Raw genomic sequence first — 22423 nt, forward strand, 5'->3', positions numbered from 1 at the left:
ATGGCAGAGAAATTTACCCAGCATACCGGCCTGGTTGTCCCACTGGATGCCGCTAACGTTGATACCGACGCAATTATCCCTAAACAGTTTTTGCAGAAGGTTACGCGCACCGGTTTTGGCGCCCATCTGTTTAACGACTGGCGTTTCCTGGACGAAAAGGGCCAACAGCCGAATCCTGAGTTCGTTTTAAACTTCCCGGAATATAAAGGGGCATCAATTCTGCTCGCACGGGAAAACTTTGGCTGCGGCTCTTCACGCGAACATGCGCCGTGGGCACTGACCGATTACGGCTTTAAAGTTGTTATCGCACCAAGCTTCGCCGACATCTTCTACGGCAACAGTTTCAATAACCAACTGTTGCCGGTGACCCTGAGCGACGCGCAGGTAGATGAAATGTTCGCGCTGGTGAAAGCCAATCCGGGCATTAAATTTGAAGTGGATCTGGAAGCGCAGGTGGTGAAAGCAGGCGATAAGTCCTACAGCTTTAAAATTGACGACTTCCGCCGCCACTGCATGCTGAACGGTCTGGACAGCATCGGGCTGACGCTGCAGCATGAAGCGGCCATCACCGAGTACGAAGACAAGCAGCCAGCGTTTATGCAGTAATCTCTTCCGCTGGTCACCGCACTGTGGCCAGCCCTTTCTCTTCGCCTAAAGCGTATCGCCGTAATAGATTTGGTAGCCAAGATTGACGCTGCCCGGCGCATCTTTCCCGTTCAAACGCTTAATCAGAATATCCGCCGCCGTTTTGCCAATCTCAAAGCGTGGCGTAATCACGCTGGCGATTTTTTGCAGCCGCGCACGGCCAATTTCCAGCCCGTGGAAACCGGCAATCGCCATTTTTCCCGGCACATCGTACTGCTGTGCCTGACACTCCAGCAGCGCGCCAACCGCCAGGTCATCGTTGGTACAGAAAATAGCGTCAATATCCGGCTTTTCCCCCATCGCCTGCTGGAACATCTTGCGTCCCAGCGCCACCGACGAAATAGTTTTTGGCGCCAGGTGGTACGCTTCCAGTCCCTGCGCCGCCAGCGCTTTCTCGGTGCCGCGAAAACGGCTGAGGTCTCGGGGGTCATCCATCGAGCCAAAGAAAGCAATGCTGCGTTTACCGCTGTCAATAAAAGCCTGCGTCATTTCAAACGCGGCTTTTTCGTTATCAAACCCAACCTGTATATCAAGATACTGGCCGCTAATATCCATCAGTTCCGCCACCGGTACGCCGCTGGCGCGCACGTACTGGATCATCCGCTCGGTATGCAGCTTTCCCGTGAGGATCAGGCCGTCGATATTGTAAGAGAGCAAGTTCAGCACCTCACGTTCTTCACGCTCGGCATCATATTCGTAGTTGGCGATCAGCGTCTGGTACTGGCAGGCCGAGGTGACGGATTCAATCCCCGCCAGCACGTCGGCAAAGATCTGATTACGAAACGAGGGGATCAGCACACCAATGGTTTTGCTGCGTGCGTTGAGCAGAATTTCCGGGGCGCGGTTGGGGATGTAGTTGTTCTCTTCCATCACTTTCGAAATCAATTCGCGGCTGCGTTGCGACACCTGATTCGGGTCACGCAGATAACGGCTGACCGTCATCTTATTCAGCCCGGCCAGATTAGCGATATCCTGTAATGTCATCCGATTGTTTTTCATGAGGTTCTCTACGACCAACAGCCCATTATGCTCGCAGAGAACCTTATCACAGCCGGTTAGCGACTGCACTCCTCGCTCAACCTTAACGCGTAGCCATCTCAGCCGACGGCGACGTGGTTTCATTTTGCGCACGAACGCAGTACATCAGCACCACCGACGCCAGCAGAGCAATCGCCATGAAGGTGTAGGAGACGCCCGGCCCGCCGGTCACGCCGTTGAGGTAACCCACCAGCCACGCGCCGAGGAATGCCCCTAACGCGCCAAAACTGTTGATCATCCCCATCGACACGCCGGAGACGTTGCGTGGCAGCAGTTCGGGGATCAGCGCAAAGAACGGCCCGTAAGGCGCATACATACAGGCGGCGGCCACAACCAGCAGCGCGTAGGAGAGCCAGAAGGACTGGTTGCCCAACAGCCACGAGGCAAAGAACGCGATAGCGGCAATCAACAGCAGCGGCCAGATAAACAGTTTACGGTTCTGGAACTTATCGGACAGCCAGGAGACAGTCAGCATCAGGCAAATCGCCGCCAGATACGGCACCGCTGCCAGCCAGCCCACCGCCACGATGTCCATCTGAGCTGCATTTTTGAGGATTGACGGCATCCACATCATGAAGCCATACACCCCGATGCTCCACAGCGCATGCACCGCGCAAAGCATAATGACGCTGCGTGAACGCATCGCTTCACCGTAGTTACGCATCGGTTTGATGTCGCGCTGCTCGCGATCCATCGCCTGCTGTAATGCCTGTTTCTCCTGCTCGCTCAACCAGCCCGCATCCGCCGGTTTGTCGCGTACCAGAATCACCCAGCAGAACGCCCAGATCACCGCCGGGATACCTTCGATAATAAACATTTCGCGCCAGCCCCAGGCTTCAATCAGGTAGCCGGAGACTATCGACATCCACAGCACTGTGACCGGGTTGCCGAGAATTAAAAAGGTGTTGGCGCGCGAGCGTTCAGTTTTGGTAAACCAGTTGCTGATATAAATCAGCATCGCGGGCATCACTGCCGCTTCGACGATGCCGAGAATAAAGCGGATCGCCATCAGCGTTGGGATATTGCTGACAAAGCCGGTCGCCGCGGCACAAAGCCCCCAAAGGATCAGGCTGTAAAAAATCATTTTGCGCACGCTATGCTTAACGGCGTACATCGCGCCCGGCACCTGGAAAAAGAAGTAGCCCAGGAAGAATAACGCGCCAATTAACGATGCAGTTCCCTGAGTAATCCCCAAGTCATGTTCAATACCCGCGGCAGCGGCAAAGCCGTAATTGGCGCGGTCAAGATAAGCTAAGCTGTAGGTAATAAAAATAATCGGCATTAAATACCACCAGCGACGTGCTGGCAGTTTTGCGAGCATATTCATACTCACTCCTTGGATTATTGTTTTCGCTGGCAAGCCACGACTGCGGCCCATTATTTATCAGACCGCGGCGAGCATGCCGCCGTCCACAAACAGAAGATGCCCATTCACAAAGTCAGAAGCGGGCGCGGCAAGATAAACCGCCGCGCCGACCAGCTCCTCCGGGTTACCCCAGCGAGCGGCGGGCGTGCGCTGGAACAGCCAGGCGGAGAATGCTTCATCGTTGACCAGCGCGGTGGTCATGTCGGTTGCGAAATAGCCGGGAGCAATGCCGTTGACCTGAATATTGTATTCCGCCAGTTCCACGCACATGCCACGGGTTAACATTTTGACCGCGCCTTTTGACGCCGCGTATGGGGTAATGGTTTTACGACCTAATTCGCTTTGCATTGAGCAGATATTAATAATCTTCCCGCGGCGGCGTTGCACCATGTAGCGGGAAACCTGCTGCGACACCAGAAAGACCGATTTCTGGTTTACATCAATCACTTTGTCCCATTCAGCCTCCGGGAATTCGGTGAAGGGATAACGACGCTGAATTCCGGCGTTGTTAATTAAAATATCAATGGCCCCAACTTCCTTTTCGATTTGCGCGATGGCGCGCGCCACCTCTTCCCCGTTGGTGACATCAAATCCATAGCCAACGGCGCGATAGCCTTCGGCCACCAGTTTGTCCGCCGCCGCCTGAGCACGCTGCTGGGTAATATCGTTAATCACAATCTCAGCACCGTGCGCCGCCAGACCGTTGGCCAGCAGGTTACCAATGCCCTGCGCGGAACCGGTAATCAGCGCGCGTTTACCGGTCAGGTCGAATAGGTTTTTCATAAAAAACTCCTTTTTTAATAACTGTTACGCGTAACTGTATACGCGTAACAGTAGTAAAAAGAAGATCCAGGAAGAGGAAAATGATCGTTATGTGATCAACATTACATTTACGTGCAAGATGAAAAAAAGAGGGATAGACCTGATAAGCGTAACGCGATCAGGCCGTAAGGAGAGGTTACCGGATGGCGGCGTAAACGCCTTATCCGGCCTACAAAAACGACAAAAGCGAATACGAAATGTCGTCCGGTCGAGCACAGCGACGCCGGGATTGCACCGGACTAAACATCCTTCACCCGCCCGGTCATCCACAGCGTCACCACCGAAATCACCGCAATTACCCAATAGACGGCATAGTGACCGTAGCTTTGCGCAACAGCCCCCTGAATCACCCCTGCCAGAATGACTCCCGTTGAAATACTGTTGGTAAATAATGTGGTCGCTGATCCCGCACGTCCGGGCATCAGATCCTGAAACCACAGCATGCCTATCCCGGCGATAATACCGATAAATACCGCGTTAAACAGTTGCAGCACCAGCAGCGCCGTACGGCTGTGAAAGAAGATCAAACCAAGATAAAACAGCACACCTGCCGCTACGGCCGCGATCATCATTCGCCGTTTGCCAAAGCGCTTCACGTAATAGCCCGCAAGAATCATCGCCGGAATTTCCAGTCCAGCTGCCGTCCCCATCAGGATCCCGGCCAGCTTGTCTGGCAAGCCCAGCTCAAGGCTTATCCACAGCGGCATATCGATGATGTACATGGTGTTGCAGGTCCACATCAGCGTGGAGGCAATAAACAACATGCGCACATTTTTGTCCTGCCAACCGCCGGTCTGTTCCAGCGGCACGTCTACAGGCTGCTCCACCCGGGCGACTGACGGCAATATCAGCGCAATCAGCACCAGGCTAATGGCAAAAATCCCTGCGGCAATGGAAAACATCGCCGTAAAGCCGTAATTCAGCGCCAGCATAAAAGCCAGCGGTGGGCCAATTACCCAGGCCAGTGAAAGCTGCGCACGCATCACCGAGCTAAACATCACCACTTCACGCGCGGAGTTATCAGCATATTCCCGCGCCAGCGCAAACAGCTGCGGCATGGCGGTGTTCGCCAGCGAGGCCAGCAGCACACCGCAGGTGATCAGCGTAAGATAGTGACGATTAAAGGCAAACAGCAACGCATTGCCAATTGCCATCAGGCAGCAGAACATGATCAACTTACGTCGATCGCCCTGGCTGTCAGATCGTTTCGCAAGGCCAAGGCTGACGACGATCCCGACAATCGCATTGACGGTGTAAAACAGCCCGACCCAAAATGGCTGCGCCCCGACTTCACGGCTCAGGAACAGACTCAGCGTGGGTGCCTGCAATGCCCCCGCCACGCCCATCATAAAAGCGACCAGCATAAATGCCGCGTAAACGCCGTTGAGGCGCCGTCCCATGGTCATAATCCAGAGCATATCTTTCCTTTTAAGCGCAGCTGAAACGAAAAAAGCCAGCAGATAATACCTGCTGGCGCGGCGATTAACACCAATACTCAGTCACACATGATGTCTGCAATTTCCAATTCAGGAGTCAGATGTCATCTCCCACTGCATCAGCTCTTCGAGCATCTTTAAGCGCTGCGGGGCACTCGGGCAAGCCAACCAGGACGATTTTTCTGTCGCGGTAAAGTACTTCAACCAGAACTGACGCATAGATGACCCCTTCGTTGTCTCATCGCTTCATCGGAATCTATTATTGGCTTAATATAGGGATTATAAAATTGCTGAGTTTTCCGCAGGAGTTCCCCTTTTATGTCTTCTGGTCGTTTGCAACAACAGTTCATCCGTCTGTGGCAATGCTGTGACGGTAAGACGCAAGACACGACGCTCAACGAGCTGGCGGATCTACTGAGCTGCTCGCGTCGCCATATGCGTACGCTGCTTAATACCATGCAGGATCGTGGCTGGTTGACGTGGGAAGCTGAAGTTGGACGAGGTAAACGCTCGCGACTGACATTCCTCTATACCGGGCTGGCGCTCCAGCAGCAGCGCGCGGAAGACCTACTGGAACAGGATCGTATCGATCAACTGGTGCAGCTTGTCGGTGACAAAACGGCCGTCCGGCAAATGCTGGTCTCCCACCTTGGCCGCAGCTTTCGCCAGGGTCGGCATATCATGCGCGTTCTCTATTATCGCCCGATGCACAACCTGCTCCCCGGTACGGCATTACGCCGCTCCGAAACCCATATCGCCCGCCAAATCTTCAGTGCCTTAATTCGGGTAAATGAGGAAAATGGGGAACTGGAAGCGGACATTGCCCATCACTGGCAGCAAATTTCACCTTTGCATTGGCGATTCTTCCTGCGCCCGGGGATCCATTTTCATCATGGCCGCGAGCTGGAAATGGAAGATGTTATCGCCTCGCTGAGGCGCATTAACACCCTGCCACTGTACTCACACATCACGCAAATAGTTTCTCCCACGGCCTGGACGCTGGATATCCATCTGGCCCAGCCAGACCGCTGGCTTCCCTGGCTATTGGGGCAGGTCCCGGCCATGATCCTGCCGCGAGAATGGGAAACGCTAAACAACTTTTCCAGCCACCCGATTGGTACCGGTCCGTATGCGGTAATGCGCAACACCAATAACCAACTGAAAATTCATGCATTTGATGATTACTTTGGCTACCGGGCGCTAATCGACGAAGTTAATGTTTGGGTATTACCCGATATCGGAGAAGAGCCTGGCGGCGGGTTGACGCTAAAAGGTCCCACAGAGGATGAAAAGGCGATCGAAAGCCGCCTCGAAGAAGGCTGCTACTACCTGCTGTTTGATGCGCGTAGCCACCGTGGCGCTAATCAGGAGGTTCGCGAGTGGGCAAGCCGCGTTCTCTCGCCAACGAATTTAATCTGCCACGCCGATGAACAGTACCAGCGGTTGTGGTTTCCCGCCTACGGTTTGCTTCCCCGCTGGCACCACGCCAAACCTGGCCATGGTGAAAAACCCGCCGGGCTGGAAACGCTGACGATCACCTACTATCGCGATCATATCGAACACCGGATTATCGCGCAGATCATGAAAACGTTGCTGGCGCAGCATCAGGTACAGTTGAATATTCAGGAGATCGACTACGATCAATGGCATGCAGGTGAAATCGTCAGCGATATCTGGCTCAACAGCGCCAACTTTACCCTCCCGCTGGACTTCTCACTGTTCGCCCATTTGTGCGAAGTCCCTTTGCTGCAAAACTGTATCTCGCGGGACTGGGAAAACGATGCGGCTCGCTGGCGAACGGGCGAAATGAGCCTGGCAGCATGGTGCCAACAGCTGCTCGCCACAAAGGCCATTGTGCCATTAATCCACCACTGGCTGATCATTCAGGGACAGCGCAGTATGCGCGGGCTGCGCATGAATACCCTCGGCTGGTTTGATTTTAAATCGGCGTGGTTTGCGCCGCCGGATCCATAAGAGCCAGCTCTTAATTGCTGCCCGGCAACAAAATCACTACACTAACGCCGTTCTCAACGGGGTGCTATGCAATATGCTGGCTGAGAGATACCCGTCGAACCTGATCCGGATAATGCCGGCGAAGGGATTTGAGGCTTATCTCAAGTCCTTTGCCACCCAACTCTTGAGGTGCAAAGTGTTTAAAAAATGTCTTCCGCTTTTACTGCTATGCGCAGCGCCTGCCTTCGCTAAACCTGTACTGACCGTCTATACCTACGACTCGTTCGCAGCTGACTGGGGCCCGGGCCCGACAATCAAAAAAGCCTTTGAAGCTGACTGCAACTGCGAGCTAAAACTGGTCGCGTTGGAAGATGGCGTCTCGCTGCTTAACCGCTTGCGCATGGAAGGAAAAAACAGCAAAGCCGACGTCGTGCTGGGTCTGGATAACAACCTTCTGGAAGCCGCCACACAAACCAAACTGTTTGCCAAAAGTGGTGTTGCAAACGACGCTGTTAACGTACCCGGCGGCTGGAAAAACGATACCTTCGTTCCGTTTGACTACGGCTATTTCGCCTTCGTTTATGATAAGAACAAGCTGAAGAATCCGCCCAAAAGCCTGAAAGAACTGGTAGAGAGCGACCAAAAATGGCGCGTCATTTATCAGGATCCGCGCACCAGCACGCCTGGATTGGGTCTGCTGCTATGGATGCAGAAAGTCTATGGCGATAAAGCGCCAGAGGCGTGGCAGAAACTGGCAGCCAAAACCGTCACCGTCACCAAGGGCTGGAGCGAAGCCTACGGCCTGTTCCTGAAAGGTGAAAGCGATCTGGTGCTCAGCTACACCACCTCTCCGGCCTATCACATCATCGCCGATAAAAAAGACAACTACGCCGCAGCCGACTTTAGCGAAGGCCACTATTTGCAGGTGGAAGTCGCCGCCCGTACTGCGGCCAGCAAGCAGCCGGAACTGGCCGAGAAATTCCTGAAGTTTATGGTGTCCCCGGCATTCCAGAATGCGATTCCGACCGGCAACTGGATGTATCCCGTGACGCAAGTCGCCCTGCCGCCAGGATTCGAGCAACTGAATAAACCGGCCACCGCGCTGGAATTTACGCCGCAGCAGGTTGCGACTCAACGTCAGGCATGGATTAGCGAATGGCAACGCGCCGTCAGCCGTTAATCCCCGGCTGGTTGGTTCCAGGGCTTACCGCCGCCACGCTGATGGTGGCCGTTGCCCTGGCCGCATTTCTGGCACTGTGGTTTAACGCCCCGCAGGGAGAGTGGCTCTTGCTGTGGCAAGACGACTACCTGTGGCACGTGGTGCGCTTTTCTTTCTGGCAGGCTTTTTTATCCGCTGTGCTGTCGGTTGTCCCGGCGATTTTCCTCGCCAGAGCGCTCTATCGTCGTCGTTTTCCAGGACGTCTGGCGCTACTGCGTCTGTGCGCGATGACGTTAATCCTGCCGGTGCTGGTCGCGGTATTCGGTATTCTTAGCGTCTACGGCCGCCAGGGTTGGCTGGCTTCGCTCTGGCATACATTCGGGCTGGAGTGGACGTTTTCGCCATACGGTTTGCAGGGCATTCTGCTGGCGCATGTCTTTTTCAATCTACCGATGGCCAGCCGCCTGCTGTTACAGTCGCTGGAGAATATTCCCGGCGAACAGCGGCAGTTAGCCGCTCAGTTGGGTATGCGTGGCTGGCATTTTTTCCGTTTTGTTGAATGGCCGTGGCTGCGTCGTCAGATCCTGCCCGTCGCGGCACTCATCTTTATGCTGTGCTTCGCCAGCTTCGCCACCGTTCTGTCGCTTGGCGGCGGGCCACAGGCCACCACCATCGAGCTGGCTATCTACCAGGCGCTGAATTTTGATTACGATCCTGCCCGCGCAGCCATGCTGGCGTTGATCCAGATGGTTTGTTGTTTGGCGCTGGTGCTCCTCAGTCAACGTCTGAGCCGGGCAATTGCTCCCGGTGCTACCCTGGTACAAGGCTGGCGCGATCCCGACGATCGCCTGCACAGCCGACTGGCTGACGCAATCCTGATTATTCTTGCCCTGTTGCTGTTACTGCCGCCGTTGCTGGCGGTGATTATCGATGGCTTAAACCGCCATGTTCTGGATGTACTGATGCAGCCAGTGCTGTGGCAGGCGCTGGGAACCTCGCTGCGCATCGCATTAGCAGCAGGAGCGTTATGCGTCGTACTCACCATGATGCTGTTATGGAGCAGTCGTGAACTTCGTGCCCGACAGCAACTGCTGGCAGGTCAGATGCTGGAGTTGAGCGGCATGATGATCCTCGCCATGCCGGGCATCGTGTTAGCTACCGGCTTCTTTCTGCTGCTCAATAACACCATTGGGCTTCCCGAATCTGCCGACGGTATTGTTATTTTTACCAATGCGTTGATGGCGATCCCTTACGCGCTGAAAGTGCTGGAAAACCCAATGCGTGACGTCACTGCGCGCTATAGTATGTTGTGCCAGTCGTTGGGCATTGAGGGATGGTCGCGCCTGAAAGTGGTTGAACTGCGCGCCCTGAAGCGCCCGCTGGCGCAGGCGATGGCGTTTGCCTGCGTCCTGTCGATTGGCGATTTTGGCGTAGTGGCGTTATTTGGTAATGAGGATTTCCGTACCCTGCCATTTTATTTATATCAGCAGATTGGCTCTTATCGCAGTCAGGATGGCGCGGTTACGGCGTTATTACTGCTGATCCTGTGCTTTACGCTGTTTACCGTTATTGAGAAATTGCCGGGTCGAAATGTTAAAACTGATTGATATCACATGGCTTTATCACCATCTGCCCATGCGCTTTACGCTGTCGGTCGCGCGCGGCGAGCAGATTGCAGTGCTCGGCCCCAGCGGCGCCGGGAAAAGTACGCTTTTGAATCTGATTGCCGGCTTCCTCACGCCTGCCAGCGGTACCATGATGATTGACGGTGAAGATCACACCACCACGCCGCCCTCACGCCGTCCCGTTTCCATGTTGTTTCAGGAAAATAACCTGTTCAGCCACCTGAGCGTACAGCAAAATATTGGCCTGGGCCTGAATCCGGGATTGAAGCTGAACGCATCGCAGCGGGAGAAAATGCACCACATCGCCCAACAAATGGGGATCGACTCACTGCTGGAGCGACTCCCCGGCGAGCTTTCCGGCGGGCAGAGACAGCGCGTGGCGCTGGCGCGTTGCCTGGTGCGGGAACAACCTATTTTACTGCTTGATGAACCATTCTCTGCGCTCGATCCTGCGCTGCGCCAGGAGATGCTAACGCTGGTCGCCGAGGTCTGTCGTGAGAAGCAGTTGACGTTACTGATGGTTTCTCACAGCGTAGAAGATGCGGCGCGAATTGCGTCCCGCTCGATTGTGGTCGCCGATGGGCGCATCGCGTGGCAGGGCAAAACGGACGATCTGTTAAGCGGCAACGCCAGCGCCTCGGCGCTATTGGGCATTAAAGCATAATGCGTTGCCGGATGACGGCGTGAACGCCTTATCCGGCCTGCAGGTCGCACATTTTGTAGGCCGGATAAGGCAAGCAAAGGTATCGTCAGTAACCCACCACTTTGCGCAGAATATCGATATACACCGGCATCAGCGGATGGCGCAGTAACGCCACCAGCGCGACCACGCCGATCCCGAGCGTTAACGGCGCCAGATACAGCAAACGGCTGCGGGGGAAATACGCCGTTAAGCGATCAACAGCCGCTTTGCCACTGCGCCACAGCCGCCAGCAAAACCACCCGCCCACCCAGAGCAACACCGCCGTCGCCAGCAGCAACCATTTAAAATCCCCGCTCTGCATATCAGAAGGGATATCAATTGCCGCTCCCGCCAGGATCCCCGGCAGGAAGTAGAACGGTGGCCACAGCACGCAGCCAATAATATTCGGGACGATAAATTTAGCGACAGGCAGATCCAGCATGCCTGCTACCATCGGCACCAGCGGGCGCGTCGGTCCGACAAAACGCCCCACCAGAATAGTAAACATGCTGTGTTGATGCAGGGCGTGCTCGGTTTTATCCAGCAACGCCTTGTTCTTTTTCATGAACGACCAACGGTGCAATGGCTTTTTAAAGCGCCAGCCCAACCAGAAGGAGATCCAGTCCCCCAACAGACAGCCGACGATGCCCGCAAGCCAGGCATGCCAGAAGTTCAGTTCGCCGCTGCCAATCAGCGCGCCCAACCCCGCCATCATCACGGTCCCGGGCAGAATCAGACCAACCAGCGCCAGCGACTCCAAAAAAGCCACCAGAAGTACGGCGATCAGAGAGTACAGGGCGGACTGGAGAATAAAGTGTTCCAGCAATGCTTGCATAATGTGTCCGTCAAATTTACGAAGCAGGGATTTTGATAACCCCTCTCAACTTCGTCAAGCCATCAATTGTCTGAATAGATTGCGAGTTATGACAACTTTCAGGATACATCATTCACTTTTTATTCACATCCTGCACGAAACTCGCTCGGACTGGCACCGGTACATTTTTTGAAAACACGAGAGAAATAGAGCTGATCGTCAAAGCCAACATTGCGACCTACGGTGGCGATAGGCATACGTGTGGTACTCAGCAGTAGCTTCGCCTGGCTGATGCGCTGGTCCTCGCGCCAGCTTAATACGCTGATGCCCAGCTGCTGACGGAACAGATGCGACAAACGGGAAGGCGACAGGCAGACGTGCTGCGCGACGCTGGCGATATCAAAATTGCTGTCCGCCAGGTGATCGCTGATGTACTGGCAGGCATCACGGACGCGGTTGTCCATGGGAGGGTGTAGCGATTCATTGATGGCTTCCATACGTCGGAGCAACAACTGTTCCAGTAAATTAATCGCCAGCAGTTCGGAATAGCGGCCTTCTCCCTGCCCGGCGTTAATTATTTGCCCAAACAGCTCGTTAAAATGCGGCTGATGTGCTTCATCCGGGCGGAAAAAACCGGTCTGGCCAAAAATGGCCGGCCAGGTCAGCCACTCCTGCCAGTAGGCGCGCGGGCGAAAGTAAACCCACTGGTGATACCACTCGCTGGCATCAGGATGGCGCCCGTAGTGGTGAATTTCTCCAGGTGGAAACAACAGAATATCGCCAGGCCGGCAGACAAACTGCTTGCCCTGATTATTGATAACCCCTTCGCCACGGATGGTGAGATTGAGGATATAACCCTTCATACCCAGCGGCCTGTCGATAAAAAAATCCAGGTATCCGTTCGCCTCGATGGGGGTTAATCCGGCCACCAAATGCGCGTTAAACGAATAACCTGGCAACAGGGGATCGTTTTGCGTTTCAGCCATAATTTCAATACTCCCTACGTCCTGCCAAGAAACAATTTGTCCATATTACGCCAGACATCATCGCTGTCGCCCCTGCGGGCCGCTGTATTTGCGGCAATGGACCACCAACCCCGCTTGTGAAAAGCTCTTTGTAAAAAACATGTACTACGCCAACGTCAAAATCGGCTAACAAAAGTGTCTATAACTACGGCAGAAATGTCCACATTGATTATTTGCACAGCGTCACACTTTGTGATGCCACAGCATTTTAGTCCATAAGATTAGCGGATCCTGCCTGACGGTTTTTATCGCTACTCACTACTGTTTATCCATACCCGTATTTTTGGATGGAGTAAGACGATGGCGATTGCAATTGGCCTCGATTTTGGTAGTGATTCAGTACGCGCTTTGGCGGTGGAATGTGCCACCGGCGAAGAGATCGCCACCAGCGTTGAGTGGTACCCACGTTGGCAGGAAGGGCAGTATTGCGATGGCCCAAACAACCAGTTTCGCCATCATCCGCGCGACTACATTGAATCCATGGAAGCGGCGCTGAAAACCGTACTGGCCGAACTGAGCGCTGAGCAGCGCACGGAAGTGGTCGGTATTGGCGTTGACAGTACCGGCTCAACCCCGGCCCCCATCGATGCAGACGGTAATGTACTGGCGCTGCGTCCGGAGTTCGCGGAAAACCCGAATGCGATGTTTGTCCTGTGGAAAGATCACACCTCAGTAGAAGAAGCCGAAGAAATCACCCGCCTGTGCCATACACCGGGCAAGATCGATTACTCCCGCTATATCGGCGGCATTTATTCCAGCGAATGGTTCTGGGCCAAAATCCTGCATGTAACTCGTCAGGACCACGCAGTTGCCGAAGCTGCGGTTTCGTGGATTGAGCTATGCGACTGGGTTCCGGCCCTGCTCTCCAACACCGTACGCCCACAGGATATTCGTCGCGGTCGCTGCAGCGCCGGGCATAAATCTCTGTGGCATGAAAGCTGGGGTGGTCTGCCGCCAGCCAGTTTCTTTGACGAACTCGACCCCATCCTCAACCGCCATCTGCAATACCCAATGTTTACCGATACCTTCACCGCGGATCTGCCGGTTGGCACCCTGTGCGCCGAGTGGGCACAGCGTCTTGGACTACCGGAAAGTGTGGTGATTGCAGGCGGTGCTTTTGACTGCCATATGGGCGCGGTCGGCGCAGGTGCACAGCCTAACACGCTGGTGAAAGTCATCGGCACGTCAACCTGCGACATTCTGATTGCCGATAAGCAAAGCGTTGGCGAGCGTGCGGTGAAAGGCATTTGCGGCCAGGTTGATGGCAGCGTGGTGCCGAATTTTATTGGCCTCGAAGCTGGTCAGTCTGCATTCGGTGATATCTATGCCTGGTTTAGCCGCGTGCTGAGCTGGCCGCTGGAACAGCTTGCCGTACAGCATCCGGAACTGCAGACCCAGATTAAAGCCAGTCAAAAACAGCTGCTGCCTGCACTCACCGAAGCATGGGCGAAAAATCCATCACTGGAGCATCTGCCGGTCGTGCTCGACTGGTTCAACGGTCGCCGTACGCCCAATGCCAACCAGCGTTTGAAAGGGGTGATTACCGATCTGAACCTGGCAACCGACGCGCCAGCGCTGTTCGGTGGTCTGATTGCCGCCACCGCCTTTGGCGCTCGCGCCATTATGGAATGCTTCACCGAACAAGGTATTGCGGTTAACAACGTGATGGCGCTTGGCGGTATCGCGCGCAAGAACCCGGTCATCATGCAGGCCTGCTGTGACGTGCTGAACCGCCCGCTACAGATTGTCGCTTCAGACCAGTGCTGCGCTCTCGGTGCGGCTATCTTCGCCGCCGTTGCCGCGAAAGTACACGCCGATATCCCTGCCGCTCAACAGCAGATGGCAAGCGCCGTGGAAAATACGCTGCAACCTCGCCCAGAGCAGGCTCAACGTTTTGAACAGCTTTACCGCCGCTATCAGCAGTGGGCAGTAAGCGCTGAACAGCAATACCTTCCGACTGCCGCTCCGGCGCAACAAGCCCCGGTAGACCTGGCAACCCTGACACATTAAGGACACGACAATGACGATTTTTGATAACTATGAAGTGTGGTTTGTGATTGGTAGCCAGCATCTGTATGGCCCTGAAACCCTGCGTCAGGTAACCCAACATGCCGAGCACGTCGTTAACGCACTGAATACTGAAGCCAAACTGCCCTGCAAGCTGGTATTAAAACCGCTAGGCACTTCCCCTGATGAGATTACCGCTATCTGTCGTGACGCGAATTACGACGATCGCTGTGCAGGGATGGTGGTCTGGCTGCATACCTTCTCCCCGGCAAAAATGTGGATTAACGGCCTGACTATTCTCAACAAGCCGCTGATGCAGTTCCACACCCAGTTCAACGCCGCCCTGCCGTGGGACAGCATTGATATGGACTTTATGAACCTGAACCAGACTGCGCACGGCGGTCGTGAGTTCGGCTTCATCGGCGCGCGTATGCGTCAGCAGCATGCCGTGGTCACCGGTCACTGGCAGGATAAACAAGCGCACGAACGCATTGGCTCCTGGATGCGCCAGGCCGTGTCCAAACAGGATACCCGCCACCTTAAAGTCTGCCGTTTTGGCGACAACATGCGTGAAGTTGCGGTCACCGATGGCGATAAAGTCGCTGCGCAGATCAAGTTCGGCTTCTCGGTAAACACCTGGGCCGTGGGCGATCTGGTGCAGGTAGTGAACGCAATTAGCGACGGCGAAATCAACGCGCTGATCGATGAGTACGAAAGCACCTACACCATGACTGCGGCGACGCAAGTCCACGGTGAAAAACGTCAGAACGTCCTGGAAGCGGCCCGTATTGAACTGGGGATGAAGCGCTTCCTGGAACAGGGCGGATTCCACGCCTTCACTACCACATTTGAAGATTTACACGGCCTGAAACAGCTCCCTGGTCTGGCCGTACAGCGTCTGATGCAGCAAGGCTACGGCTTTGCGGGCGAAGGCGACTGGAAAACCGCCGCTCTGCTTCGCATCATGAAGGTGATGTCAACCGGTCTGCAGGGCGGCACCTCATTTATGGAGGATTACACCTACCACTTCGAGAAAGGCAACGATCTGGTGCTCGGCTCGCACATGCTGGAAGTGTGCCCGTCCATCGCGGTGGAAGAGAAACCGATCCTCGACGTACAGCACCTCGGCATTGGTGGTAAAGACGATCCTGCCCGTCTGATCTTCAACACCAAAACCGGCCCGGCAGTGGTTGCCAGCCTGATCGATCTCGGCGATCGCTATCGCCTGCTGGTTAACTGCATCGACACGGTACAAACGCCGCACTCCCTGCCAAAACTGCCTGTCGCTAACGCGCTGTGGAAAGCTCAACCGGATCTGCCAACCGCTTCTGAAGCTTGGATCCTGGCCGGTGGCGCGCACCACACCGTGTTCAGCCACGCGCTGGATCTGAACGATATGCGCCAGTTTGCTGAAATGCACGATATCGAGATCGCGGTGATCGATAACGATACCCGCCTGCCGGCCTTTAAGGACGCGCTGCGCTGGAACGAAGTGTATTACGGCTTCAAACGTTAACAACTGCCGGATGACGGCGTAAACACCTTATCCGGCCTACAAGAATGTGCGATTTGTAGGCCGGATAAGCGTAGCGCCATCCGGCAAGATTCATCGGAGAGCATCATGTTAGAAGATCTCAAACGTCAGGTACTGGAAGCCAATCTGGCGTTGCCTAAGCACAATCTGGTCACCCTGACCTGGGGGAATGTCAGCGCCGTCGATCGCGAGCGCGGCGTGTTTGTGATTAAACCTTCGGGAGTCGATTACAGCGTAATGACCGCCGACGATATGGTGGTAGTCAGTATCGCCACGGGTGAAGTTGTAGAAGGTACGAAGAAACCTTCCTCAGATACCCCAACACACCGTTTGCTGTATCAGGCATTCCCGACCATTGGCGGTATTGTTCACACCCATTCGCGTCATGCAACCATCTGGGCGCAGGCGGGTCAGTCGATTCCGGCAACGGGGACCACCCATGCGGACTATTTCTACGGTTCGATTCCCTGCACACGGAAAATGATCGACGAAGAAATCAACGGCGAATATGAATGGGAAACCGGCAACGTGATCGTTGAAACCTTTGAGAAACAAGGTATTGACGCCGCGCAGATGCCTGGCGTGCTGGTGCACTCTCACGGTCCGTTTGCCTGGGGAAAAAATGCCGAAGACGCGGTGCATAACGCCATCGTGCTGGAAGAAGTCGCCTATATGGGGATCTTCTGTCGCCAGCTCGCGCCGCAATTGCCGAATATGCAGCAAACCCTGTTAGATAAACATTATCTGCGTAAACACGGTGCTAAAGCGTATTACGGGCAGTAACCTCTTCTGAGCATGACAACTGTATAAAATCACAGCTAATCTATCAGAACCAGGCTATAATAATGCCTGGTTTTTTGATGGATACGCAGCGTGGCGCAAGCAGGTTTTATTTTAACCCGGCACTGGCGGGACACCCCACAGGGAACTGAGGTCTCATTCTGGCTGGCTACAGACAATGGGCCGCTGCAGGTCACGCTCGCGCCTCAGGAGTCGGTCGCGTTTATTCCCACCAGTCAGGTTCCTCGCGTGACGTCATTATTACGCACTGAAAACGGCTATCGCCTGACGCCGCTGCAATTGCAAGACTTCCACCGCCAACCCGTTTCCGGACTGTATTGCCGCTCACATCGCCAGCTCATGCGGTTGGAAAAATTGCTGCGCGAAAACGCAGTCACCGTCTATGAGGGCGACGTACGCCCACCTGAGCGGTATCTCATGGAGCGCTTTATCACCTCCCCTGTTTGGGTCGAAGGCGACAGACATAATGACATGCTGGTCAATGCCCGCCTGAAGCCGAACCCTGACTATCGACCACCGCTAAAATGGGTATCGCTGGATATCGAAACCACGCGCCACGGCGAACTCTATTGCATCGGTCTGGAAGGCTGCGGGCAGCGTATTGTCTACATGCTCGGCCCGGCAAACGGCGACGCCTCTACGCTGGATTTTGAACTTGAGTACGTTGCAAGCCGCCCGCAGTTGCTGGAAAAACTCAATGACTGGATTGCCCGTCACGATCCTGATGTGATAATCGGCTGGAACGTCGTGCAATTCGATTTACGCGTCCTGCAACAGCACGCCGAACGTTACCGCATTCCCCTGCGTTTTGGCCGTGATAGCAGCGAGCTTGAGTGGCGCGAGCATGGCTTCAAAAACGGCATATTCTTCGCTCAGGCTAAGGGGCGCCTGATTATCGACGGTATTGAGGCGCTAAAATCCGCGTTCTGGAATTTCTCGTCATTTTCACTGGAAACGGTGTCACAGGAGCTGCTGGGCGAAGGGAAGTCGATTGATAATCCGTGGGACAGAATGGACGAAATCGACCGTCGATTTGCCCAGGATAAGCCCGCGCTTGCCACCTACAATCTCAAAGACTGTGAACTGGTCACGCGCATTTTTCACAAAACCGAGATCATGCCATTTCTGCTGGAACGATCGACGGTCAACGGTCTGCCGGTCGACCGGCACGGTGGTTCAGTTGCCGCCTTCGGACATCTCTACCTGCCACGAATGCACCGGGCGGGTTATGTGGCGCCAAATCTGGGTGAAGTCCCCGCGCACGCCAGTCCCGGCGGCTACGTGATGGACTCACGCCCAGGCTTATACGACTCGGTACTGGTGCTGGATTACAAAAGCCTGTATCCCTCAATAATTCGTACTTTTTTAATCGATCCGGTGGGGCTTATCGAAGGGATGGCGCAGCCGGATCCGGAACACAGCACCGAAGGTTTCCTTGACGCCTGGTTTTCACGCGAAAAGCACTGCCTGCCTGAAATCGTTACTCAGATCTGGCACGGGCGCGAAGAAGCAAAACGCCGTGGCAATAAGCCACTCTCGCAGGCGTTGAAAATCATCATGAACGCATTTTACGGTGTGCTGGGCACCACCGCCTGTCGCTTTTTCGACCCGAGACTGGCCTCGTCCATTACCATGCGCGGCCATGCGATCATGCGCCAGACCAAAGCGTTAATTGAGGCTCAGGGTTACGATGTCATTTATGGCGATACCGACTCGACCTTTGTCTGGCTGAAAAAGGCGCACTTAGAAGACGATGCAGCCCGAATTGGTCGGGAACTGGTGAGCTATGTCAACACCTGGTGGGCGCAATCGCTGAAGCAACAAAATCTGACCAGCGCGCTGGAACTGGAATTTGAAACCCATTTTTGTCGCTTTCTGATGCCGACCATTCGCGGTGCAGATACCGGCAGTAAAAAACGCTATGCGGGGATGATTCAGGACGGTGCTGAGCAACGTATGGTGTTTAAGGGACTGGAAACGGTACGAACCGACTGGACGCCGCTGGCCCAACTGTTTCAGCAGGAGCTATACCTGCGAATTTTTCGTAACGAACCTTATCAGGAGTTTGTTTGCGAGACTATTGACCGTCTGATGGCCGGTGAAATGGATGAACAACTGGTGTACCGCAAGCGCCTGCGTCGCCCGTTAAGTGAATACCAGCGAAATGTTCCACCACACGTTCGCGCTGCGCGGTTAGCCGATGAGCAGAATGTAAAGCTGGGGCGTCCGCCACAGTATCAGAATCGCGGAACCATAAAATATGTCTGGACGGTCAATGGCCCAGAACCTGTTGATTATCAGCTATCTGTGCTCGATTACGAGCATTATCTGACCCGCCAGATCCAACCCGTTGCCGAGGGAATTCTTCCCTTTATTGACGATAATTTTGCTACACTACTCACAGGACAACTGGGGTTATTTTGACGCGTGACGAAACCGCCGCCATCCAGTACCATAGCGCCCTTTCCATTCCTGGACCCATTTAACACCACTACCACTGATTTATTAGCCTGGTAGCGGGGTCGTATGCTCTCAATAACGGGGACTAGCCCGGAAAATGACGAGTATTGCCTGCAATTAAAGATATAGAGCCGAACATATATGCCTTTTACACTTGGTCAACGCTGGATCAGCGATACAGAAAGCGAATTGGGACTTGGTACTGTTGTCGCCATGGATGCGCGAACCGTCACTTTACTTTTCTCATCGACGGGCGAAAACCGTCTGTATGCGCGCAGTGATTCCCCCGTGACCCGCGTGATGTTCAATCCTGGCGATACGATAACAAGCCATGAAGGCTGGCAACTGCATGTCGATGAAGTAAAAGAAGAAAACGGCCTGCTTGCCTATATCGGAACCCGCCTGGATACCGAAGAAACCGGTGTCACGCTGCGTGAAGTACTGCTCGACAGCAAACTGGTATTCAGTAAACCACAAGATCGCCTGTTTGCCGGCCAGATTGACCGTATGGATCGCTTTGCTCTGCGCTATCGCGCACGTAAATTTCAGAGCGAACAATACCGTATGCCGTGGAGTGGTTTGCGTGGTCAACGTACCAGCCTGATTCCTCACCAGCTGAACATTGCCCATGATGTTGGCCGTCGTCATGCCCCTCGCGTTTTACTGGCAGATGAAGTGGGTTTAGGTAAAACCATTGAAGCCGGGATGATCCTGCATCAACAACTGCTGTCCGGCGCCGCAGAGCGCGTGCTGATCATCGTCCCAGAGACATTACAGCACCAGTGGCTGGTCGAAATGCTGCGCCGCTTCAACCTGCGTTTTGCACTGTTTGATGATGAGCGTTATGCAGAAGCGCAGCACGACGCCTACAACCCGTTTGAAACCGAACAACTGGTCATCTGCTCGCTGGACTTTGCCCGTCGTAATAAACAGCGTCTGGAGCACCTGTGTGACGCCGAGTGGGATCTGCTGATTGTCGATGAAGCCCATCACCTGGTATGGAGCGAAGACGCGCCCAGCCGCGAATATATGGCCATTGAACAACTGGCAGAACGTGTGCCGGGCATCCTGCTGCTAACCGCTACACCGGAACAGCTGGGCATGGAAAGTCACTTCGCGCGCCTGCGCCTGCTGGACCCGAGCCGTTTCCACGATTTCGCCCAGTTTGTTGAAGAGCAAAAAAATTATCGTCCGGTCGCCGACGCCGTCGCGATGCTACTGGCAGGCAACAAGCTGAGTAACAATGAGCTGAACATGTTAGGCGACATGATTGGCGAGCAGGACATTGAGCCGCTATTGCAGGCGGCAAACAGCGACAGCGAAGACGCACAGAGCGCGCGTCAGGAGCTGGTTTCGATGCTGATGGACCGCCACGGCACCAGCCGCGTCCTGTTCCGTAACACCCGTAACGGCGTGAAAGGCTTCCCGAAACGCGAACTGCATACCATCAAGCTGCCGCTGCCGACCCAATACCAGACGGCGATTAAAGTCTCCGGCATTATGGGCGCGCGTAAAAGTGCAGAAGACCGGGCGCGCGACATGCTCTACCCGGAACAGATTTATCAGGAATTCGAAGGCGACACCGGCACCTGGTGGAACTTTGACCCGCGCGTGGAATGGCTGATGGGCTACCTGACCAGCCACCGCTCGCAAAAAGTGCTGGTTATCTGCGCGAAAGCCACTACCGCGCTTCAGCTGGAGCAGGTTCTGCGCGAGCGCGAAGGTATCCGCGCCGCCGTATTCCATGAAGGGATGTCGATCATTGAGCGTGACCGCGCCGCAGCATGGTTTAGCGAAGAAGATAGCGGCGCCCAGGTAATGCTGTGCTCTGAAATCGGCTCCGAAGGGCGTAACTTCCAGTTCGCCAGCAATCTGGTGATGTTTGACCTGCCGTTCAACCCGGATCTGCTGGAACAGCGTATTGGCCGTCTGGACCGTATTGGTCAGGCGCATGATATTCAGATTCACGTTCCGTACCTGGAAAAAACCGCGCAATCTGTGCTGGTGCGCTGGTACCACGAAGGTCTGGATGCGTTCGAACACACCTGCCCGACCGGCCGTACCATCTATGACACGGTCTATAACAATCTGATCGGCTACCTGGCTGAACCAGAAAATACCGCGGGCTTTGACGATCTGATCAAAACCTGCCGCGAACAGCATGACGCGCTGAAAGCACAGCTGGAGCAAGGTCGCGATCGCCTGCTGGAGATCCACTCTAACGGCGGCGAAAAAGCGCTGGCACTGGCTGAGAGTATTGAAGAACAGGACGACGATACCAGCCTGATCGCCTTCGCCATGAACCTGTTTGATATCGTCGGTATTAATCAGGATGACCGTGGCGACAATTTGATCGTGCTGACGCCGTCCGATCATATGCTGGTGCCGGATTTCCCTGGGCTGCCGGAAGATGGCTGCACCATTACGTTCGAGCGCGATGTCGCCCTGTCGCGTGAAGATGCACAATTTATTACCTGGGAGCATCCGCTGATCCGCAATGGTCTGGATCTGATCCTCTCCGGCGACACCGGAAGCAGCACTATTTCGTTGTTGAAAAACAAAGCATTACCTGTTGGTACACTGCTGGTTGAGCTGGTCTATGTTGTTGAAGCGCAAGCACCGAAACAACTGCAGCTAAACCGCTTCCTGCCACCAACGCCGGTACGCATGCTGCTGGATAAAAACGGCAATAACCTTGCTGCACAGGTGGAGTTCGAAACCTTTAACCGTCAGCTCAGCGCCGTTAACCGCCACACCGGCAGCAAACTGGTCAACGCCGTGCAGCAGGATGTTCATGCCATTCTGCAACTCGGTGAAGCGCAGGTGGAAAAATCAGCCCGCGCGCTGATCGACGCAGCGCGTAAAGAAGCTGACGAGAAGCTGACGGCAGAACTTTCCCGTCTCGAAGCGCTGCGTTCCGTTAACCCTAACATCCGTGATGACGAACTTAGCGCAATCGAAAGCAACCGTCAGCAGGTGATGGAAAGCCTGGATCAGGCGGGCTGGCGTCTCGATGCCCTGCGCTTGATCGTCGTGACGCATCAGTAACGGAGCCA

The 22423-nt window shown here is 54.8% G+C and carries 17 protein-coding genes and 1 riboswitch; of the genes, 10 read left to right on the forward strand and 7 right to left on the reverse strand.

What is annotated here, in order from left to right; all coding sequences use genetic code 11:
- Nucleotides 1-606 carry a 3-isopropylmalate dehydratase small subunit gene (gene leuD / locus OGX94_RS16415; protein ID WP_003829572.1) on the forward strand — a complete coding sequence of 202 codons (606 nt, stop codon included), beginning with the start codon at nt 1-3 and terminating at the stop codon, nt 604-606.
- Between the two features lie 45 nt (nt 607-651).
- Here the strand turns inward: leuD and idnR are convergent, their stop codons facing one another.
- From idnR to sgrT, 5 genes are all read right to left on the reverse strand, one after another.
- Entirely contained in the window at nt 652-1644 is a 993-nt protein-coding gene (gene idnR, locus OGX94_RS16420; RefSeq protein ID WP_032934258.1) for a DNA-binding transcriptional regulator IdnR, read from the reverse strand.
- A gap of 82 nt (nt 1645-1726) precedes the next feature.
- Complete coding sequence (locus OGX94_RS16425) at nt 1727-3010, reverse strand: MFS transporter (RefSeq protein ID WP_003829574.1); 1284 nt, start codon at nt 3008-3010, stop codon at nt 1727-1729.
- A 57-nt stretch (nt 3011-3067) separates the two neighbouring features.
- Complete coding sequence (idnO, locus tag OGX94_RS16430) at nt 3068-3832, reverse strand: gluconate 5-dehydrogenase (RefSeq protein ID WP_257662294.1); 765 nt, start codon at nt 3830-3832, stop codon at nt 3068-3070.
- A gap of 278 nt (nt 3833-4110) precedes the next feature.
- Nucleotides 4111-5289: a sugar efflux transporter gene (locus tag OGX94_RS16435; RefSeq protein ID WP_003829576.1), complete on the reverse strand. Its 1179-nt coding sequence runs from the start codon at nt 5287-5289 to the stop codon at nt 4111-4113.
- A 108-nt stretch (nt 5290-5397) separates the two neighbouring features.
- Nucleotides 5398-5526, reverse strand: a complete 129-nt coding sequence (gene sgrT / locus OGX94_RS16440) for a glucose uptake inhibitor SgrT (RefSeq protein ID WP_003829577.1) — start codon at nt 5524-5526, stop codon at nt 5398-5400.
- Nucleotides 5527-5625: 99 nt separating this feature from the next.
- On the opposite strand from sgrT, the gene sgrR reads away from it, so the two are divergent.
- From sgrR to thiQ, 4 genes are all read left to right on the forward strand, one after another.
- Nucleotides 5626-7281 (forward strand): HTH-type transcriptional regulator SgrR, encoded by a 1656-nt coding sequence (gene sgrR / locus OGX94_RS16445; RefSeq protein WP_148362453.1) that lies wholly within the window; start codon nt 5626-5628, stop codon nt 7279-7281.
- 47 nt (nt 7282-7328) lie between these two features.
- Nucleotides 7329-7426: riboswitch (TPP riboswitch) on the forward strand.
- Between the two features lie 30 nt (nt 7427-7456).
- Nucleotides 7457-8440: a thiamine ABC transporter substrate binding subunit gene (thiB, locus tag OGX94_RS16450; RefSeq protein ID WP_063941099.1), complete on the forward strand. Its 984-nt coding sequence runs from the start codon at nt 7457-7459 to the stop codon at nt 8438-8440.
- On the forward strand, nt 8416-10026 hold the full coding sequence (thiP, locus tag OGX94_RS16455) for a thiamine/thiamine pyrophosphate ABC transporter permease ThiP (protein WP_003829581.1): 1611 nt from the start codon (nt 8416-8418) through the stop codon (nt 10024-10026). Before thiB ends, thiP begins: the two co-directional genes overlap by 25 nt.
- Nucleotides 10010-10708 (forward strand): thiamine ABC transporter ATP-binding protein ThiQ, encoded by a 699-nt coding sequence (thiQ, locus tag OGX94_RS16460; RefSeq protein WP_003829583.1) that lies wholly within the window; start codon nt 10010-10012, stop codon nt 10706-10708. The genes thiP and thiQ overlap by 17 nt, the downstream gene beginning before the upstream one ends.
- Nucleotides 10709-10793: 85 nt before the next feature.
- Here thiQ and OGX94_RS16465 read toward each other — a convergent pair whose 3' ends face one another.
- Both OGX94_RS16465 and araC read right to left on the reverse strand, forming a co-directional pair.
- Complete coding sequence (locus OGX94_RS16465) at nt 10794-11561, reverse strand: DedA family protein (RefSeq protein WP_003829584.1); 768 nt, start codon at nt 11559-11561, stop codon at nt 10794-10796.
- 119 nt (nt 11562-11680) lie between these two features.
- The gene (araC, locus tag OGX94_RS16470) at nt 11681-12526 is read right to left on the reverse strand and encodes an arabinose operon transcriptional regulator AraC (protein ID WP_003829586.1); all 846 of its coding nucleotides are present in this window, start codon (nt 12524-12526) and stop codon (nt 11681-11683) included.
- Nucleotides 12527-12865: 339 nt separating this feature from the next.
- Between araC and araB the strand changes: the two genes are divergently transcribed.
- The 5 genes from araB (at nt 12866) to rapA (ending at nt 22415) form a co-directional block, all read left to right on the forward strand.
- Entirely contained in the window at nt 12866-14575 is a 1710-nt protein-coding gene (araB, locus tag OGX94_RS16475; protein ID WP_257662293.1) for a ribulokinase, read from the forward strand.
- A 10-nt stretch (nt 14576-14585) separates the two neighbouring features.
- Complete coding sequence (gene araA / locus OGX94_RS16480; RefSeq protein WP_003829590.1) at nt 14586-16088, forward strand: L-arabinose isomerase; 1503 nt, start codon at nt 14586-14588, stop codon at nt 16086-16088.
- Nucleotides 16089-16193: 105 nt separating this feature from the next.
- Nucleotides 16194-16889: an L-ribulose-5-phosphate 4-epimerase gene (araD, locus tag OGX94_RS16485; RefSeq protein WP_003829593.1), complete on the forward strand. Its 696-nt coding sequence runs from the start codon at nt 16194-16196 to the stop codon at nt 16887-16889.
- 90 nt (nt 16890-16979) lie between these two features.
- A complete protein-coding gene (gene polB, locus OGX94_RS16490; RefSeq protein ID WP_286569598.1) occupies nt 16980-19331 on the forward strand; it encodes a DNA polymerase II in 2352 nt (783 codons plus the stop codon).
- Nucleotides 19332-19508: 177 nt separating this feature from the next.
- A complete protein-coding gene (rapA, locus tag OGX94_RS16495; RefSeq protein ID WP_193135007.1) occupies nt 19509-22415 on the forward strand; it encodes an RNA polymerase-associated protein RapA in 2907 nt (968 codons plus the stop codon).
- The last annotated feature ends 8 nt before the right edge of the window (nt 22416-22423 follow it).

The organism is Citrobacter sp. Cpo037, assembly GCF_030332945.1.
Taxonomy (GTDB): domain Bacteria; phylum Pseudomonadota; class Gammaproteobacteria; order Enterobacterales; family Enterobacteriaceae; genus Citrobacter; species Citrobacter portucalensis.

Coding starts and splice junctions, on each gene's coding strand:
- thiQ (WP_003829583.1), top strand. CDS start 10,010: ATGTTAAAACTGATTGATATCACATGGCTTTATCACCATCTGCCCATG.
- idnO (WP_257662294.1), bottom strand. CDS start 3,832: ATGAAAAACCTATTCGACCTGACCGGTAAACGCGCGCTGATTACCGGT.
- OGX94_RS16465 (WP_003829584.1), bottom strand. CDS start 11,561: ATGCAAGCATTGCTGGAACACTTTATTCTCCAGTCCGCCCTGTACTCT.
- araA (WP_003829590.1), top strand. CDS start 14,586: ATGACGATTTTTGATAACTATGAAGTGTGGTTTGTGATTGGTAGCCAG.
- sgrR (WP_148362453.1), top strand. CDS start 5,626: ATGTCTTCTGGTCGTTTGCAACAACAGTTCATCCGTCTGTGGCAATGC.
- OGX94_RS16425 (WP_003829574.1), bottom strand. CDS start 3,010: ATGAATATGCTCGCAAAACTGCCAGCACGTCGCTGGTGGTATTTAATG.
- araC (WP_003829586.1), bottom strand. CDS start 12,526: ATGGCTGAAACGCAAAACGATCCCCTGTTGCCAGGTTATTCGTTTAAC.
- leuD (WP_003829572.1), top strand. CDS start 1: ATGGCAGAGAAATTTACCCAGCATACCGGCCTGGTTGTCCCACTGGAT.
- araD (WP_003829593.1), top strand. CDS start 16,194: ATGTTAGAAGATCTCAAACGTCAGGTACTGGAAGCCAATCTGGCGTTG.
- idnR (WP_032934258.1), bottom strand. CDS start 1,644: ATGAAAAACAATCGGATGACATTACAGGATATCGCTAATCTGGCCGGG.
- sgrT (WP_003829577.1), bottom strand. CDS start 5,526: ATGCGTCAGTTCTGGTTGAAGTACTTTACCGCGACAGAAAAATCGTCC.
- araB (WP_257662293.1), top strand. CDS start 12,866: ATGGCGATTGCAATTGGCCTCGATTTTGGTAGTGATTCAGTACGCGCT.
- OGX94_RS16435 (WP_003829576.1), bottom strand. CDS start 5,289: ATGCTCTGGATTATGACCATGGGACGGCGCCTCAACGGCGTTTACGCG.
- thiP (WP_003829581.1), top strand. CDS start 8,416: ATGGCAACGCGCCGTCAGCCGTTAATCCCCGGCTGGTTGGTTCCAGGG.
- rapA (WP_193135007.1), top strand. CDS start 19,509: ATGCCTTTTACACTTGGTCAACGCTGGATCAGCGATACAGAAAGCGAA.